Consider the following 15591-nt stretch of genomic DNA (forward strand, 5'->3'; position numbering starts at 1 on the left):
GGCACTAATGCGGCTGCGGCCGGTCACACCGGTTCCGACACGAACCCGGAGGGCTGGACATGGGCAAGATCCTGATCGGCATTTCAGGCTGGCGCTACCCGCCCTGGCGCGGCGGCTTCTATCCCGAGGGGCTGCGCCAGGCCGATGAGCTCTGGTACGCTTCGCGCGCCTTGCCGAGCATCGAGCTCAACGGCTCCTTCTATGCGCTGCAACGGCCGGAAAGCTACGCCAGCTGGTACGACGCCACGCCGCCCGGCTTCGTCTTCAGCCACAAGGGCAACCGCTACATCACCCACACGCTGCGCTTGAACGAGATCGACGGCTCGCTGGCCAACGTGTTTGCCTCGGGGGTGTTCAACCTGAAGGAGAAGCTCGGTCCCTTCCTCTGGCAATTTCCGCCCAGCTTCGCCTATGAGCCGCAGGCGCTGGAGCATTTCCTGAGCCTGCTGCCGCACGACACCGAGGCCGCGCAGGCGCTGGCCGGGCGGCACGAGCCGCGCATGAAGGGCCGGGTGCAGCTGGAGATCGACAAGAAGCGCAAGCTGCGCCACGCAATGGAGATCCGCAACGCCAGCTTCGTGGATGAGTCCTTCATCAGGCTGCTGCGCAAATACAAGGTGGCGCTGGTGGTGGCGGATGCGCCGAAGAAATGGCCCTACCAGGAGGACGTCACCGCCGATTTCATGTACCTGCGCCTGCATGGCGACAAGCGCCTCTATGAGAGCGGCTACAGCGATGAGGCCATCGACGCATGGGCCGCGCGCATCGCCGCGTGGGCGGCGGGAGGACAGCCCCGGGAAGGGCCGCGCATCTCGGATGTCGCGCCGCCCGGGAGGGCCGGGCGCGACGTCTACTGCTATTTCGACAACGACATCAAGGTGAAGGCGCCGTTCGACGCCCGCCGCCTGATCGAACGGCTGGGCTTGAAGCTGGACCTGCTGGCGCCGGGCCGGTTGCCGGAATAGGGCGCCGGCCGGCCATCAGGCCGCGGCGGGGGATGCCGCTTCCCGGCGGATCGCGCCGCGCAGCAGGAGCAGGGCGCCGGCCACGAAGGCGGCCGCCACCAATCCCACTTCGCGCACCGAACCGGTAGCCACCGTCAGCGCGCCGACGGCCGCGCCCAGCGAGAATCCCAGGTACATGAACGAAGCGTTGAGCGACAGCACGATCGAGGCCAGCTTCACGCCGGCGATGTTCATCAGGCGCGCCTGCTGCGCCGGGTGGAAGGCCCAGGCCGACACGCCCCAGACGATCATGGCCAGGTACACCGGCAGCAATGCATAGCCCGGCGAGAGCGTGTAGGCGATGGCCGCCAGCGCCAGGAAGGACAGCATCATGAACATCAGCGACGGCCCCGAGACGCGCGCAAATCCCAGGCGGTCCGACAGCTTGCCGCCGGCCATCACGCCAACCGCGGCCGACACGCCCCACAGCAGCAAACCGTAGCCCACATGCGCGCCGCGCACCTCGGCCACTTCATTGAGGTAGATCGCGAAGTAGGTGTACATGGTGTAGGCGCCGGTGGCCCACAGCAGCGTGGTCAGCAAGCCGTGCAGCACGCGGCCGTTGCGCGCGGCATTGATGCGCTCGCGCAGGCTGGCCACCGGCAGGTGGTCGCCGATGCCGCGCGGCAGGCCGCGCATGAGCCCCAGCATGGCCAGCGCCGACAGGACGGCGACGCCGGCGAAGGTCATGCGCCAGTCGAGGCGGTCGGCGATCAGCACGCCCAGCGGCGCGCCCAGCGCCACGGCGACGGTCAGGCCGCCGCTGACGATGGCCAGCGCGCCGCCGCGCTTGTCGGGCGCCACTAAGGCGCCGGCCAGCGCCATCGCGTTGGGCACGTACAGGCCCGCCGCCATCGCCAGCACGATGCGCGCCAGCAGCAGCGCTTCATAGCCCGGCGCGCGCCAGGCCAGGAGGTTGGCCAGGGCGAACAGGCCCATGGTGGCGATCAGCAGCAGGCGGCGATTGAGCGCACCGGTGAGGGCGGTCAGGATCGGCGAGCTGATGGCATAGGCGGCGGTGAACGCCACCACCAGCTGGCCGGCGATGGCCGGGCTGACGTGCAGGTCGCCGGCGACCGTGGGCAGCATGCCGGCGATCATGAAGCCTTCGGTGCCGATGGCGAAGGTGCCCAGTGCCATCCAGTAGAGCGGGGCGGCGCCCACGGCTGCGGCGGGAGCGGCAGGGCTGGGAGCGGGGGTATCTGCGGTGTTCATGGCGGAATCCTTGTCCTTGGAGTATGCGGTTGCGGTCTGATATGACCGGTCGTCTTAAAATGGTTTAAAAAAACGCCGCCTGAAATGTCGCGCTTCAGGCGGCTTGCTGCGAAATGCCTTGCTGCTGCGGCCGGAGGATCGCCTCAGGCCAGGATCTTGTTGAACGCCAGGTCCATGAACTGCTCGAAGGGCACGCTGCTGCGTTCCACGCGCACCCGCAGGATGGTGCCTTCCCAGGCATTGAGCAGGAAGCTGGCCAACACCCGGGCGCTGGTCTTGCCGGGAATCTGGCCCAGCTTCTGGCCGGCGGCCACCGCGTATTCCAGCTTGTCGGTCCAGCGTTCGTAGACCTCGCCCAGCTGGGCGCGGATCACCGGGCTTTGCTCGGCCAGCTCGGCGCTCATGTTGCCCACCATGCAGCCATGCTGATAACCGCTTTCGGCCATCTTGCCGTTGACGATCGTGAAATAGCGCCGCAGGCGCTCCAGCGGCGGGATGGCGTCGTCCAGCAGCATCTCGCGCCATTTGCCGAGCACGCCGTAGTGGGTGACGATCTCGGCGGCCAGCGCTTCCTTGCTCTCGAAATGGTTGTAGAACGAGCCCTTGGGCACGCCGGCCTCGGTGGTGATGTCCTGCACGCTGCAGGCGTTGAAGCTGCGCTCCGACAGCAGCTTGAGGGCGGCGTCGAAGATCTGGTCGCGGGTGTTGGGTTTGCTCATGCAAGGATAATATGACCAGTCGTCTTAAAATTCAAGGCGAAGTTTGCGGATGTTGCCCGGATCGGACGTTGCGCACGGGAATCCCGCCCATGCCGGCCAGCAAGGCGGCGCGGCCGGATCCGGTCGCCGCCTTGGGCGCGGAATGACTCAGGCCCCGCGCAGCGCCAGCCGCCGGATGTCGGGGCTTTCCAGCACGCCCTTGGCGGCGCCGCGGCGGGCCGCCTCCAGCATGGCCAGCCCGATGATCTCGGTGCTCAGGATGCGATCCGGCCAGATCGCGCGCAGCAATGGCAGCAAGGGCCCCAGCAGCGGATAGAGCAGGCGGTAGGCAAGCGTCTTGGAGCGCGCGCCGTGCATGGCGATCATGGCGCCCGGGCGAAACATGAAGGCGCCGGCGAAGCCCATGGCCAGCAGCGCGTTCTCGGTGCGGCCCTTGACCCGCGCCCACATGCTGCGACCTTGCTCGCTGCTGTCGGTGCCGGCGCCGGAGACGTAGACGAAGGCCATCGTCGGATTCAAGCGTCGCAAGGTGCGCGCGGCAGCCAGGGTCAGGTCGTAGGTGATGCGCGCGTACTCGGCTTCCGGCATGCCCAGCGACGACACGCCCAGGCAGAAGAAGCAGGCGTCGTAGCCGGCCAGCTGCGATTCGATGGCGGCGTAGTCGAACATGTCGGCATGCGCCAGCTGGCGCAGCTTGCCGGCCACCGCGCGGTTGAAGCCGGCGTCCTCGCGGTCGCGGCGGAACAGGCTGGTGTCGGCCGCGCTGCGGCCCACCGTGGTCACCTGGGTGACGTCGGCCGCCACCAGGCATTCGCGCAGCACGCCCAGCCCGACCATGCCGCTGGCGCCGAAGATCAGCACTTTCATCGTGTTTCCTTTCCGTTTTTCATCGCAAGGGTTGTCGCGGTCGGCTCACTGCGCCGGCAGTTCCGGCACCGGCTGTTCAGAATATCCGGTGGACACTGTGACCGGCTTCCAGCGCTCGGCCGTGTCCACACGCTGTTGCTCGACCATGCTGAAGTAGTGCAGGGCGTCCTCGCCCAGCATCAGGTGCATCGGCGGCGCCGGATGGCGGGCCAGCTTGAGCACCACTTGCGCCACGCGCGCCGGATCGCTGTGCTCCTGGCCGGCGATCTGGCCCAGCTGCTTCATCCAGGCGCCGACCGACTCCTCGTAATCCGGCATCACCGCCGGCATGTCGCCGCGGGCGCGCTGGGCCCAGTTGGTGCGCATGCCGCCCGGTTCGATCGCGGTGACCTTGATGCCCAGCGGCGCGGTTTCCATCGCCAGCACTTCGGTGAAGCCGCCCACCGCCCACTTGGCCGCCTGGTAGGCGCTCATGCCGGGCACGCCGATGCGGCCGCCCACCGAGGAGACGTTGATGATGTGGCCGCTGCGGCGCTCGCGCATGAAGGGCAACACGGCGCGGGTAACATCGACCACGCCGTAGAGGTTGGTGTCGATCTGGGCGCGGAAATCGCTGTCTTCCATCTGCTCGAAGGGCAGCATCTGGCCGTAGCCGGCGTTGTTGACCAGCACGTCGATGCGGCCGAAGACGTCGATCGCCTGGGCGACGGCCGCGCCGATGGCGGCGCGATCGGTGACGTCCAGCGCCACCGGCAGCAAGCGGCCGGGATGGCGCTGCGCCAGCTCGTCCAGCTGCGCCGGCGTGCGCGCCGCGGCGACCACCTGGTGGCCGGCCGCCAGGGCGGTTTCGGTGATGTCGCGGCCGAGGCCGTTGGCGCCGCCTGTGATGAACCAGACTTGTTGGGACATGATGTTTCCTTTCGGTTGATGTTGAATATGTATTTGAGTGTGTAATCACTCATTTATTGGTGTGAATGAGAGCGGAAAAATTCGCTTCCTCCCCGCTTTTTCTCACTGCTTCTGTGCTGGCCCTATTTGCCGCCGATGGCGTTCCAGAAGGCGATGAAGCCTGCCTCGCAATAATTTTCCTGCTGCTCCGGCTGGCGCAGCATGAAGTCGATCGTCATGTCCGCCAGCGAGCTCATGATGGCACCGGCGAAATCCGGCGACTGGTCGCGCAGCATGCCCACCGACACGCTTTCGGCGATCAGTTCGCTGATCTGGCAGAAGGCCTCGGCCCCCTTGGCCCGGGTGGCCGGCAGGATCGCCGCCGAGACCGTCAGCTGTTGCATGACGCGGCGCCGCGCCACATCCTGCGCGCCCCAGTGCACGTAGGCATGCCATACGTGGCGCACCCGTTCGCGCAGCGCCGCGCCGTGGGGGAAACCTTGCATCATGGCCTCGTGCAGCGTGGCCTTCACTTCCAGGTAGAGCTGGTTCAACAGCTCGTCCTTGGTGGCGAAGTAAGTGAACAGCGTGCCCTCGGCGATGCCGGCCTCGCGCGCGATCTTCGACGTCGGGGCGCCCGCGCCGAGCTCGGCCATCACCTTGACGGCGGCGGCCAGGATGGCGTTGCGTTTGTCTTCGCTCTTGGGGCGGGCCATGCGGTGCTTTCAATAAAATGAATGAGTACGCACTCATTTTATGGGCGATGCCAGGGAATTTCAAGTCTTGTTTTGTTGCAGGGATGAACGCCGCCATGCTTGCCAGGCGGCCCGGCGGGTGCGGCCTGGCGCCCGAACGGCTATAATGCCGCCCTCGGCCGTCGGGGAAATTCCCCCGAAATATCAGGCAGTTAGCGAGCATTCCCCTGGCAGCATCCGCTTCAACGCTCTACGCGCGGCATCCCCGCATCGACATCGTGACCTACAGCATCAAAGAGATCTTCTATACCTTGCAAGGCGAGGGCGCCCACGCCGGCCGCCCGGCGGTGTTTTGCCGCTTTTCCGGCTGCAACCTGTGGACCGGCCGCGAGGAAGACCGCAGCCGCGCCGTCTGCCGGTTCTGCGACACCGACTTCGTCGGCACCGACGGCGAGAACGGCGGCAAGTTCAAGTCGGGCGCCGAGCTGGCCGCGGTGATCGACAGCCTGTGGCCGGCCAGCTACGCGCCCAGCAAGTACGTGGTGTTTACCGGCGGCGAGCCGCTGCTGCAGCTGGACGGCCCGCTGATCGAGGCCATGCATGCGGCCGGCTTCGAGATCGCCATCGAGACCAACGGCACCATCGAGGTGCCGGCCGGGGTGGACTGGATCTGCGTCAGCCCCAAGATGGGTTCGGAGCTGAAGGTGAAGAAGGGCAGTGAGCTCAAGGTGGTGGTGCCGCAGGCCGGCCAGCCGCTGGAGGAGTACGAGCAACTGGAGTTCCAGAATTTCCTGCTGCAGCCGATGGACGGCCCGGATGCCGCCGCCAACACCAGGCTGGCCATCGAGATGGTCAAGAACAATCCGAAGTGGAAACTGAGCATCCAGACCCACAAGCTGCTCAATATTCCCTGAGCGCCCGGCGCGTTTGATTACAATTCCTTATCGCCGGCCCGCGCACCCGGGGCCGGCTTCCACAGAACATACAGATTCATGCTGACCATCACCCGCAAACTCGAATTCGACGCCGGCCACCGCATTCCGGACCACAAGAGCCAGTGCCGCAACCTGCACGGCCACCGCTACACGCTGGAGATCACGCTGACCGGCGCGGTCATCGACATCGAGGGCAATTCCGACAACGGCATGATCATGGATTTCTCCGACATCAAGGCGCTGGCCAAGGAGCACCTGGTCGACGTCTGGGATCACGCCTTCCTGGTCTATGAAAAGGACACGCCGGTGCGCGACTTCCTGGCCAGCCTGCCGGGCCACAAGACGGTGGTGATCGGCAGCATCCCGACCGTGGAAAACCTGGCGCGCGAAGCCTTCGACATCCTGAAGGCCGCCTACAAGGACCGCTACGGCACCGGCCTGCACCTGCAAAAGATCGTGCTGCACGAAACGCCCAACTGCTGGGCCGAAGTCAGCGCCGACTGATGCCCATGAGCGAGGCCATCGAGACCACGGGCGCCGCCGACCTGCGCTACATGCGCCTGGCGCTGGAGCAGGCCAACAATGCGTGGGCGCTGGGCGAGATCCCGGTGGGCGCGGTGGTGGTGAAGGACGGCGAGGTGATCGCCGCCGGCTTCAACCAGCCCATCGGCCGGCACGATCCGACCGCGCACGCCGAGATCATGGCGCTGCGCCGCGCGGCCGAGAAGCTGGGCAATTACCGCTTGCCGGGCTGCGAACTTTACGTGACGCTGGAACCCTGCGTGATGTGTTCCGGCGCCATGATGCACGCGCGCCTGGCGCGGGTGGTCTACGGCGCGGCCGATCCCAAGACCGGCGCCTGCGGCTCGGTGGTGAACCTGTTCGAACAGGAGCAGCTGAACCACCACACGCAACTGCTGGGCGGCGTGATGGCCGAAGAGTGCGGCCAGCTGCTCAAGGACTTTTTCGCCATGCGGCGCGAGCAGGTGAAGCGGCAGCGCGCGGCGCTGCAGGACGATAACCAGGAAGGCGGGACAGCATGACGCTAGCGGCAACCCAGGCAGACAAGGACACGACGCCGGCCGGCGTGAAGGCGCTGGTGCCGGCGGGGACCTGCGTGGCCGTAGTGGCCCCGGGCGGCTACGCGCCCGACCCTTCGGCGGTCGAGCGCGGCGTGGCGCTGCTGGAGGCGCTGGGTTGCGGGGTCAAGAATTTCTATCGCCACGAGGAGCGCTTCCAGCGCTTCGGCGCCAGCGACGAGGCGCGCGCCGCGCAACTGATGCAGGCGGCCGCCGATCCCGAGGTGGAGGTGGTGCTGGCGCTGCGCGGCTCGTATGGCGTCTCGCGCATCCTGCCGATGCTGGACATGGGCAAGTTGGCCGCCAGCGGCAAGCTGTTCGTCGGCTACAGCGACATCACGGCCTTGCACCTGGCGCTGCTGCAGGCCGGCTGCGCCAGCTTCGCCGGCCCCATGCTCAACGGCGACTTCGGCGCCGCCGAGCCGAACTGGGCTGCCCTGCATGCGTTCTGGGGCACGCTGGCCTCGCCGCGCACGAGCGTGCACCAGCATCATCCCAGCGAGGACGACGGCCGCGAATCCCTGGACCCGCGCTGCGGCGACCGCCTGACCGACGCCGACAGCCCCGCGCTGCGCTGCGAAGGCCGGCTCTGGGGCGGCAACCTGGCGATGGTGGCGCACCTGGTCGGCAGCCCGTGGTTGCCGCAGGTGGAGGGCGGCATCCTGTTCCTGGAAGACGTCAACGAACATCCGTTCCGGGTCGAGCGCATGATGCTCCAGCTGGAGCATGCCGGCATCCTGGCGCGGCAGAAGGCCATCGTGCTGGGCGACTTCGCCAGCTACCGGCTGGCCGAGATCGACAACGGCTACAACTTCGGCGAGATGCTGGCCTTCCTGCGCGGCCGCATCGGCACACCGATCGTCACCGGCCTGCCGTTCGGCCACGTGCGCGACCTGGTGACGCTGCCGGTGGGCGCGCATGCCGTACTCGATTCGCGCGGCGCCGAGGGCTTCACGCTGGCGCTGTCGGACTACCCGACCCTGCGCCTGCGCAGGGATTGACCGCGCCCTGGCTCACTGCTCCTTGATCTCGACCTTCACCGCATCCTTTTCAACGGTGATCTTGCCCGGTTCGAAGCGCTTGCCGTTCATTTCCAGCTGCTCGGGCTTGAAGGTATAGACCGCGTACTCGCGCAGCAACTGGTCGGCGGCGGCATTGCCCAGGGCGGTCAATTGCTGGGCGTACTGCGGCGGCAGGTCCTTGGAATCGACATTGTCCACCTTGGGCGCGTCCAGCCGCAGGGAGCGCGTGGCGGCGTCGTACTTGAAGCCGCTGCTCATGGTCAGGGCCGCGTTGACCGGCCGCGCCAGCAGCAACTGGTTGGCGATCTGCGCATCGACCACGGTGGTCAGGCGGTTGCGCTCGGGATCCATGCCGATGCGCGGATTGCTCAGCGTGACATCGAAAATCTCCATGTAGCGCAACTTGCGCGGAAACTGCGGCGCGATCGCGGCTTCCAATTCCTGTTTCGACAGGCTGTATTCGTTGGTCCAGAGGTTGTAGGCCGCATGGGCGCCGGGCGCCATGTCCAGCGCCAGCGCCAGCAGCGCGGCGCTGGCCAGTTTCTTGGTAGGTGTCATGTCTTCCTGTCGTGGCTGCAAAGGGGTTTGGAGCGCCGTCGCGGCGCTAAAAATCCCCGGCATCGTATTTCAGGCGGGCAAGCGCTGGCACCGGTGCTTGTCGGCCGGCAACAATTCATCGCCCGCACAGGCCGCAGGTCAAGCCGCAGCGGGCTCTCAGTGGTAAAATCGATGGTTTCGCGTGCCGCCGCATTCGCCTCATCTTGCGCACGCGTGTTTCATTTTAGAAAAGGTTTTCGCAGTGCTATCCACCGCTAACATCACCATGCAGTTCGGCGCCAAGCCGTTGTTCGAGAACATTTCCGTCAAGTTCGGCGACGGCAACCGCTACGGCCTGATCGGCGCCAACGGCTGCGGCAAGTCGACCTTCATGAAGATCCTGGGCGGCGACCTGGAGCCTTCGGCCGGCAACGTCAGCCTCGACACCAACGAGCGCCTGGGCAAGCTGCGCCAGGACCAGTTCGCCTACGAGGAAATGCGCGTGCTGGACGTGGTGATGATGGGCCACGTCGAGATGTGGGCCGCGATGTCCGAGCGGGACGCGATCTACGCCAACCCGGACGCCACAGACGACGACTACATGAAGGCCGCCGACCTGGAGGCCAAGTTCGCCGAGTACGACGGCTACACCGCCGAAGCGCGCGCCGGCGAGCTGCTGCTGGGCGTGGGCGTGCCCATCGAACAGCACCAGGGCCCGATGAGCAACGTCGCGCCCGGCTGGAAGCTGCGCGTGCTGCTGGCGCAGGCGCTGTTCTCGAACCCCGACATCCTGCTGCTGGACGAACCGACCAACAACCTGGACATCGACACCATCCGCTGGCTGGAGAACGTGCTCAACGAGCGCAACTCCACCATGATCATCATTTCCCACGATCGCCACTTCCTCAACCAGGTCTGCACCCACATGGCCGACATGGACTACGGCACGCTGAAGATCTATCCGGGCAACTACGACGAATACATGCTGGCCTCGTCGCAGGCGCGCGCGCAGCAGCTGGCGGTCAACGCCAAGGCCAAGGAAAAGGTCGCCGAACTGCAGGACTTCGTGCGCCGCTTCTCGGCCAACAAGTCCAAGGCGCGCCAGGCTACTTCGCGCGCCAAGCAGATCGAGAAGATCAAGGTCGAGGACGTCAAGCCGTCTTCGCGCGTGAACCCCTTCGTGCGTTTCGAAGGCGAGAAGAAGCTGCATCGCCTGGCCGTCGAGACCGTGGGCATCACCAAGACCTACGACCGCGACATCTTCAAGAACTTCAACATCATGGTCGAAGCCGGCGAGAAGATCGCCATCATCGGCGCCAACGGCGCCGGCAAGACGACCCTGCTGCGCACCATCGGCGGCGAAGTGGCCGGCGACGTGCGTCCCGACCATGGCCAGGTGAAGTGGGCGGAGAACGCCAACCCCGGCTACATGCCGCAGGATCCGACCGAAGAGTTCGCCAAGGGCGAGACCCTGACCGACTGGATGGGAATGTGGACCCAGGAGGGCGACGACGACCAGGCCGTGCGCGGCATCCTGGGCCGCCTGCTGTTCTCGGGCGACGATGTGAAGAAATCGGTCAAGGTGCTGTCCGGAGGCGAGAAGGGCCGCATGATGTACGGCAAGCTGATGCTGGGCCGTCACAACGTGCTGCTGATGGACGAGCCGACCAACCACATGGACATGGAGTCCATCGAATCGCTCAACATCGCGCTGGAGAAGTACGCCGGCACGCTGATCTTCGTGTCGCACGACCGCGAGTTCGTGTCCTCGCTGGCCACGCGCATCCTGGAAGTGAAGGACGGCCGGATCATCGACTTCCAGGGCAACTACGAAGACTACCTGTCCAGCCAGGGCATCGAATAACCCGCGGAGCCAGCTCTCAGCCATGCAAGCCATCACAACAAAGGTCGTCGAATTCGAGCGGCCGCAAATGGAGACCGGCGGCAGCTGCACCGCCAACGCCTGGGCCAAGGTGCCGCCGACGCCCGGCGCGCAGGAGCGCGCCAGCCTCAAGGCGCGCATCCGCCAGCTGTTGAAGGAAAAGCAAGCGGTGCTGGTGTCGCACTATTACGTCGACGCCGACCTGCAGGACCTGGCCGAGGAAACCGGCGGCTGCGTCTCCGACTCGCTGGAGATGGCGCGCTTCGGGCGCGACCACCCGGCCAAGACCCTGGTCGTGGCCGGCGTGCGCTTCATGGGCGAGACCGCCAAGATCCTGAGCCCGGAAAAGCGCATCCTGATGCCGGACCTCGACGCCACCTGCTCGCTCGACCTGGGCTGCGCGGCCGACGAATTCGCCGCCTTCTGCGACCAGCACCCGGACCGCACCGTGGTGGTCTACGCCAATACCAGCGCCGCCGTGAAGGCGCGCGCCGACTGGATGGTGACGTCTTCCATCGGGCTGGAGATCGTGCAGCACCTGCACGCCCAGGGCAAGAAGATCCTGTGGGCGCCCGACAAGCACCTGGGCGGCTACATCCAGAAGCAGACCGGCGCCGACATGCTGCTGTGGCAGGGCTCCTGCCTGGTGCACGACGAGTTCAAGGGCGCCGAGCTGGAGCTGATGCGCGCCGAGCATCCCGAGGCCCTGGTGCTGGTGCACCCGGAGTCGCCCGAGGCGGTGGTGGCGCAGGCCGACGTGATCGGCTCCACCTCGCAGCTGATCGCGGCGGTGCAAGCCTCCAGCGCGCCGTCCTTCATCGTCGCCACCGACAACGGCATCCTGCACAAGATGCGCGCGGCAGCCCCCGGCAAGCTCTTCATCGACGCCCCCACCGCCGGCAACAGCGCCACCTGCAAGAGCTGCGCGCATTGCCCCTGGATGGCGATGAACGGCTTGCAGAACCTGCTTCACGTATTGGAAACCGGAGCCAACGAGATTCACGTCGATCCCGCCGTCGGCCGCAAGGCCGTGGTGTGCATCGACCGAATGCTGGATTTCGCAGCCAGGAAAAAAGCCAAGGCGCTGCCCACCGGCCGCCTTGAAGACGAACAGCAACTGTTTGCAGGAATCGGCCCCGCATGACACTCCACGCCCTCAAGACCGGCGCCAGCATCAGCGCCACCAGCAACCTGAAGAATCCCTATGCGCCGTTCGACGCCGCGCTGCACGCGGCCTTCGACGCCAACGTCAACCAGGCCATCGCCGAGGACGTGGGCGACGGCGACTTCACCGGTTTCCTGGTGCCGGAAAATGAACATGTCAAGGCGCGCGTGATCGTGCGCGAAACCTCCGTGCTGTGCGGCGCGCCGTGGTTCGAGGCAGTGATGACCCGGCTCGATCCGCGCCTGCAGGTCACCTGGCGTTACGCCGAGGGCGACCTGATGGCCGCCGATACCGAGGTTTGCACCATCGACGGCCCGGCGCGCGCCTTGCTGACCGCCGAGCGCGGCGCGCTGAATTTCCTGCAACTGCTCTCGGGCGTGGCCACCGCCACCCGCCGCTACGTCGACGTGGTGGCCGGCACCGCCGCGCGCATTCTGGACACCCGCAAGACGCTGCCCGGCCTGCGCCTGGCGCAGAAGTACGCGGTGCGCGTGGGCGGCGGCGTCAACCAGCGCCTGGCGCTGTATGACGGCATCCTGATCAAGGAAAACCATATCGCCGCCGCCGGCGGCATCACCGCCGCCATGAACGCGGCGCACAAGCTCAATGCCGGCGTCACCATCCAGGTCGAGGTGGAAGACCTCGCCGAACTCGACGAGGCGCTGGCCGCCGGCGCGGTCTCGGTGCTGCTGGACAATTTCTCGCTGGAGATGATGCGCGCAGCCGTTGCCGCCAACGCCGGGCGGGCGCTGCTGGAAGCCTCGGGCGGCATCAACCTGGACACCGTGCGCGCCATCGCCGAGACCGGCGTGGACCGCATCTCCATCGGCAGCCTGACCAAGGACATCCAGGCGGCGGACTTTTCGCTGCGCGTGGTGGGCTGATCAATCCGGCCGCGATTGCGGCCGGCGCTACGCCACTGGGTTCCTGCGCTCGCAGGAACGACAGGTTTCCCATGAATCGAACGCCGTCGCCCCTGCGCAAGCAGGGGCCCGGCGCCGTGCATGCGCTCCCGGGCGCATCACGAGTGCCGCCGCTTCCTGCCTTCCCATTCCCCTGTCAGAACTTGTAGTTGGCCTTGAACCAGGCGTTGCGCGGATTGCCGTAGGTATAGCCGTTGTAGCCGCCGAAGCCGGTGTAGTAGTACTTGTCGGTCAGGTTCTCCACGTTCAGCGACAGGCTCAGTTGCGACGACACGTCGTAGCGGGCCATCAGGCCGATCAGCGTCAGCCCGCCCTGGTAGGCGGTCTTGTTGCTGTAGGTCTCCAGGTAGGAAGTGCCGCTCTGGTAGGACAGGTTGCCGCCCACGGTCAGCTTGCTCAGGGCGCCGGGCAGGCGATAGCTGGTCGCCAGCCGCAGCATGCGCTGCGGATAGTTGGTGTTCATCAGCGCATTCTTGTTGCTGAACTTGGCGCTGTAGGTGTAGCCGGCCATGAGCTGCCAGCCGCGCGCCAGCTCGCCCGAGAGGGTGGTCTCGAAGCCGCGCGTCTTGGCGCCGCTGACGGCGCGATAGGCGGCGGAGCCGTCGGGCAGCAGCGCGGCGCCGGGGTCCAGCTCGGTGGCATTGTCCTCGTTCACCTCGAACACGGCGAAGCTGCTGTTGAGCTTGCCGCCCATGTGCTCGCCCTTGACGCCGAACTCGGCATTGGTGCCGCGCCGGGGCGCGATGACCTGGTTGCTGGCGTCGCGCACCGTGTTGGGCTGGAAGATGTTGGTGTAGCTGGCATAGGCCGACCAGGCCTCGTCGAGGTCGTAGACGAGACCGCCATAAGGCGTGAAGACGGCGCGCTCGTGCCCCGCGCTGCTGGCGACCGCGCGGCCGTTGGCGCCGCCTTGCCAAGTACGGCTGACCAGGTCGTTGTCGTACCACGAGAAGCGGCTGCCGACGATGAGCGACAGGGCGTCGGTCGGCTTGAAGCGCAGCGCGCCGTAGAGCGCCTTCTCCTCGGTCACGCCGCTGAACTGGTTGACCGGATAGCGGAAGTCGGGTTGCGCCACCGCGCCCAGGTTGAGGATGTTGGCGGCCTGGCGATCGACCGTGTTGAGCAGCCGGCTGTAGTTGCCGTAGTCGTAGGCGTAGCGGTTGAAATTGGCGCCCAGCACGGCGCTGTGGGTGCGCCCGAACAGCGAGAACGGACCGGTGGCGTAGACGTCCAGCGCCCGCGTGACCGAGGTGGCCGGATTGTTGGACACCTGCACCGTGCCCATGTTGGTGACGGGATTGATGTTGCCCGGATAGAGCCAGATGTCGGCGCTGTAGCGTTCACGGTCGTTGGTGATGAGCGCGGCGTCCACCTTCACGCGCCAGTCGTTGTCGAAATGGTGTTCGAGGTTGACGAAGTAGCGTTGGGTTTCCATGTTCCAGGTGCTCCAGGGCGCGCTGGAGCTCAATGAACGCGGCAGGCTGGTGGGCGCGCCGTTGCCGTAGAACAGCGGGCTCTGGCCGAAGTTGGCGCCCTTGATCGCGGTGCGCTGGTATTCCACGCCGGCCGTCAGCAGGGTGTCGCGCGTGAGGTCGGCCTCGACGATGCCGTAGAACACGTCTTCGCTCTGTTTCTTGCTGTCGGTGAAGCTGTTGCCGTCGGCGTGCGAGGCCACCACGCGCCCGCGCAGCGTGCCGGTCTCGTTGAGCTTGCCGCTGAGATCGACCTCCGCGCTGTAGCGGTTCCAGGAACCTACGCCGGCGCCGACGTGGCCGGAGAATTCCGTGGTCGGACGCTTGCGCACCAGGTTGATGGAGCCACCCGGCGAGCCCGATCCGTTGAGCAGGCCGGCGGCGCCGCGCACCACCTCGATGCGGTCGTACACCTGCATGCTGACCATGCTGGCTTCCCCGGCCGCGCTGGAAAACGACAGCGTGGGCACGCCGTCGATCATGGTGTTGAGGGCGAAGCCGCGCGAGGAAAAGCTGACGCGCTCGTCCAGCCGGTCGGCCACGATACCCGGCGTCTGCCGCAGCACGTCGTTGAGCGTCAGCAGGTTTTGCTCCTCGATCTGCTGGCGGCCGATCACGCTGACCGATTGCGGCGTTTCGCGCAGCGACAGCGCCATGCGCGTGGCCGCGCCGGTGGCGCGAGTGGTGTAGGAGCCGCTGCCTTCGGTGACCGTGCTGCGCTCGGCGGCGGCGCTCACGGTCACCGCCGGCAGCGCCTGCAGCGCCTCGGCGCCGGCGGCCGCGCGGCGCAGGGTGAAGCTGCCGTCCTCGCGGCCGATCACTTCCAGCCCGCTCCCGGCCAGCAGCCGGGATGCCGCTTCGCGCGCGCCCATGCGGCCGTTCAGGGCCGGACCGGTCTTGCCGTCGGTCAGCGACGGCTCGAACGACAGCGCGATTCCGGAGGCCAGCGCGAAGGCCGACAGGCTGCGGCCCAGCGGACCCGCGGGGATGTCGTATTGGCGCGGGGCGGCGTCGCTCAGGCTGAGCGCTTCGGCGGCGCGCGCGCCGGCGTGCCAGGCCGTGCCGGAAAGCGCGCATGCCAGCAGCGCGGCGGCGACGGGGGGGCGGAAGCGAAGCGGGGCGGGTGCGCGGTGGTGCGGGCGATGCATGGGCGGCGATCCTTTCAAGGCGATGGGTTTCATCTCCCTT

15 protein-coding genes are annotated in these 15591 nt (G+C 66.9%); 8 read left to right on the forward strand and 7 right to left on the reverse strand.

Annotation, left to right across the window (positions count from 1 at the left end; translation table 11 throughout):
• The first annotated feature begins 59 nt into the window (after positions 1-59).
• Positions 60-965: a DUF72 domain-containing protein gene (locus Herbaro_RS10645; protein ID WP_275013792.1), complete on the forward strand. Its 906-nt coding sequence runs from the start codon at positions 60-62 to the stop codon at positions 963-965.
• 15 nt (positions 966-980) lie between these two features.
• Here Herbaro_RS10645 and Herbaro_RS10650 read toward each other — a convergent pair whose 3' ends face one another.
• The 5 genes from Herbaro_RS10650 to Herbaro_RS10670 form a co-directional block, all read right to left on the reverse strand.
• Positions 981-2219, reverse strand: a complete 1239-nt coding sequence (locus Herbaro_RS10650; RefSeq protein ID WP_275013793.1) for an MFS transporter — start codon at positions 2217-2219, stop codon at positions 981-983.
• Between the two features lie 143 nt (positions 2220-2362).
• Positions 2363-2938: a TetR/AcrR family transcriptional regulator gene (locus Herbaro_RS10655; protein ID WP_275013794.1), complete on the reverse strand. Its 576-nt coding sequence runs from the start codon at positions 2936-2938 to the stop codon at positions 2363-2365.
• Positions 2939-3085: 147 nt separating this feature from the next.
• Positions 3086-3805 carry a Rossmann-fold NAD(P)-binding domain-containing protein gene (locus Herbaro_RS10660; protein ID WP_275013795.1) on the reverse strand — a complete coding sequence of 240 codons (720 nt, stop codon included), beginning with the start codon at positions 3803-3805 and terminating at the stop codon, positions 3086-3088.
• Between the two features lie 45 nt (positions 3806-3850).
• A complete protein-coding gene (locus Herbaro_RS10665; protein WP_275013796.1) occupies positions 3851-4714 on the reverse strand; it encodes an oxidoreductase in 864 nt (287 codons plus the stop codon).
• Positions 4715-4836: 122 nt separating this feature from the next.
• Entirely contained in the window at positions 4837-5409 is a 573-nt protein-coding gene (locus Herbaro_RS10670; RefSeq protein ID WP_275013797.1) for a TetR/AcrR family transcriptional regulator, read from the reverse strand.
• Between the two features lie 257 nt (positions 5410-5666).
• On the opposite strand from Herbaro_RS10670, the gene queE reads away from it, so the two are divergent.
• From queE to ldcA, 4 genes are all read left to right on the forward strand, one after another.
• Entirely contained in the window at positions 5667-6302 is a 636-nt protein-coding gene (gene queE, locus Herbaro_RS10675) for a 7-carboxy-7-deazaguanine synthase (protein ID WP_275013798.1), read from the forward strand.
• Between the two features lie 78 nt (positions 6303-6380).
• Positions 6381-6827 carry a 6-carboxytetrahydropterin synthase QueD gene (queD, locus tag Herbaro_RS10680; protein ID WP_275013799.1) on the forward strand — a complete coding sequence of 149 codons (447 nt, stop codon included), beginning with the start codon at positions 6381-6383 and terminating at the stop codon, positions 6825-6827.
• Positions 6828-6832: 5 nt separating this feature from the next.
• A complete protein-coding gene (gene tadA, locus Herbaro_RS10685) occupies positions 6833-7366 on the forward strand; it encodes a tRNA adenosine(34) deaminase TadA (protein ID WP_275013800.1) in 534 nt (177 codons plus the stop codon).
• On the forward strand, positions 7363-8403 hold the full coding sequence (gene ldcA / locus Herbaro_RS10690; RefSeq protein WP_275013801.1) for a muramoyltetrapeptide carboxypeptidase: 1041 nt from the start codon (positions 7363-7365) through the stop codon (positions 8401-8403). Before tadA ends, ldcA begins: the two co-directional genes overlap by 4 nt.
• 12 nt (positions 8404-8415) lie before the next feature.
• Here ldcA and Herbaro_RS10695 read toward each other — a convergent pair whose 3' ends face one another.
• Entirely contained in the window at positions 8416-8982 is a 567-nt protein-coding gene (locus tag Herbaro_RS10695; protein WP_275013802.1) for a DUF1439 domain-containing protein, read from the reverse strand.
• Positions 8983-9223: 241 nt separating this feature from the next.
• Between Herbaro_RS10695 and Herbaro_RS10700 the strand changes: the two genes are divergently transcribed.
• From Herbaro_RS10700 to nadC, 3 genes are read left to right on the forward strand one after another with little or no spacing between them, the layout of a single operon-like run.
• The gene (locus tag Herbaro_RS10700) at positions 9224-10825 is read left to right on the forward strand and encodes an ABC-F family ATPase (protein WP_275013803.1); all 1602 of its coding nucleotides are present in this window, start codon (positions 9224-9226) and stop codon (positions 10823-10825) included.
• A 22-nt stretch (positions 10826-10847) separates the two neighbouring features.
• On the forward strand, positions 10848-11987 hold the full coding sequence (nadA, locus tag Herbaro_RS10705; RefSeq protein WP_275013804.1) for a quinolinate synthase NadA: 1140 nt from the start codon (positions 10848-10850) through the stop codon (positions 11985-11987).
• Positions 11984-12892 carry a carboxylating nicotinate-nucleotide diphosphorylase gene (gene nadC / locus Herbaro_RS10710; RefSeq protein WP_275013805.1) on the forward strand — a complete coding sequence of 303 codons (909 nt, stop codon included), beginning with the start codon at positions 11984-11986 and terminating at the stop codon, positions 12890-12892. Before nadA ends, nadC begins: the two co-directional genes overlap by 4 nt.
• 175 nt (positions 12893-13067) lie before the next feature.
• On the opposite strand, the gene Herbaro_RS10715 is transcribed toward nadC, so the two are convergent.
• Positions 13068-15551 carry a TonB-dependent siderophore receptor gene (locus Herbaro_RS10715; RefSeq protein ID WP_275013806.1) on the reverse strand — a complete coding sequence of 828 codons (2484 nt, stop codon included), beginning with the start codon at positions 15549-15551 and terminating at the stop codon, positions 13068-13070.
• Positions 15552-15591: the final 40 nt, after the last annotated feature.

Source organism: Herbaspirillum sp. WKF16 (genome assembly GCF_028993615.1).
GTDB lineage: Bacteria > Pseudomonadota > Gammaproteobacteria > Burkholderiales > Burkholderiaceae_D > Herbaspirillum.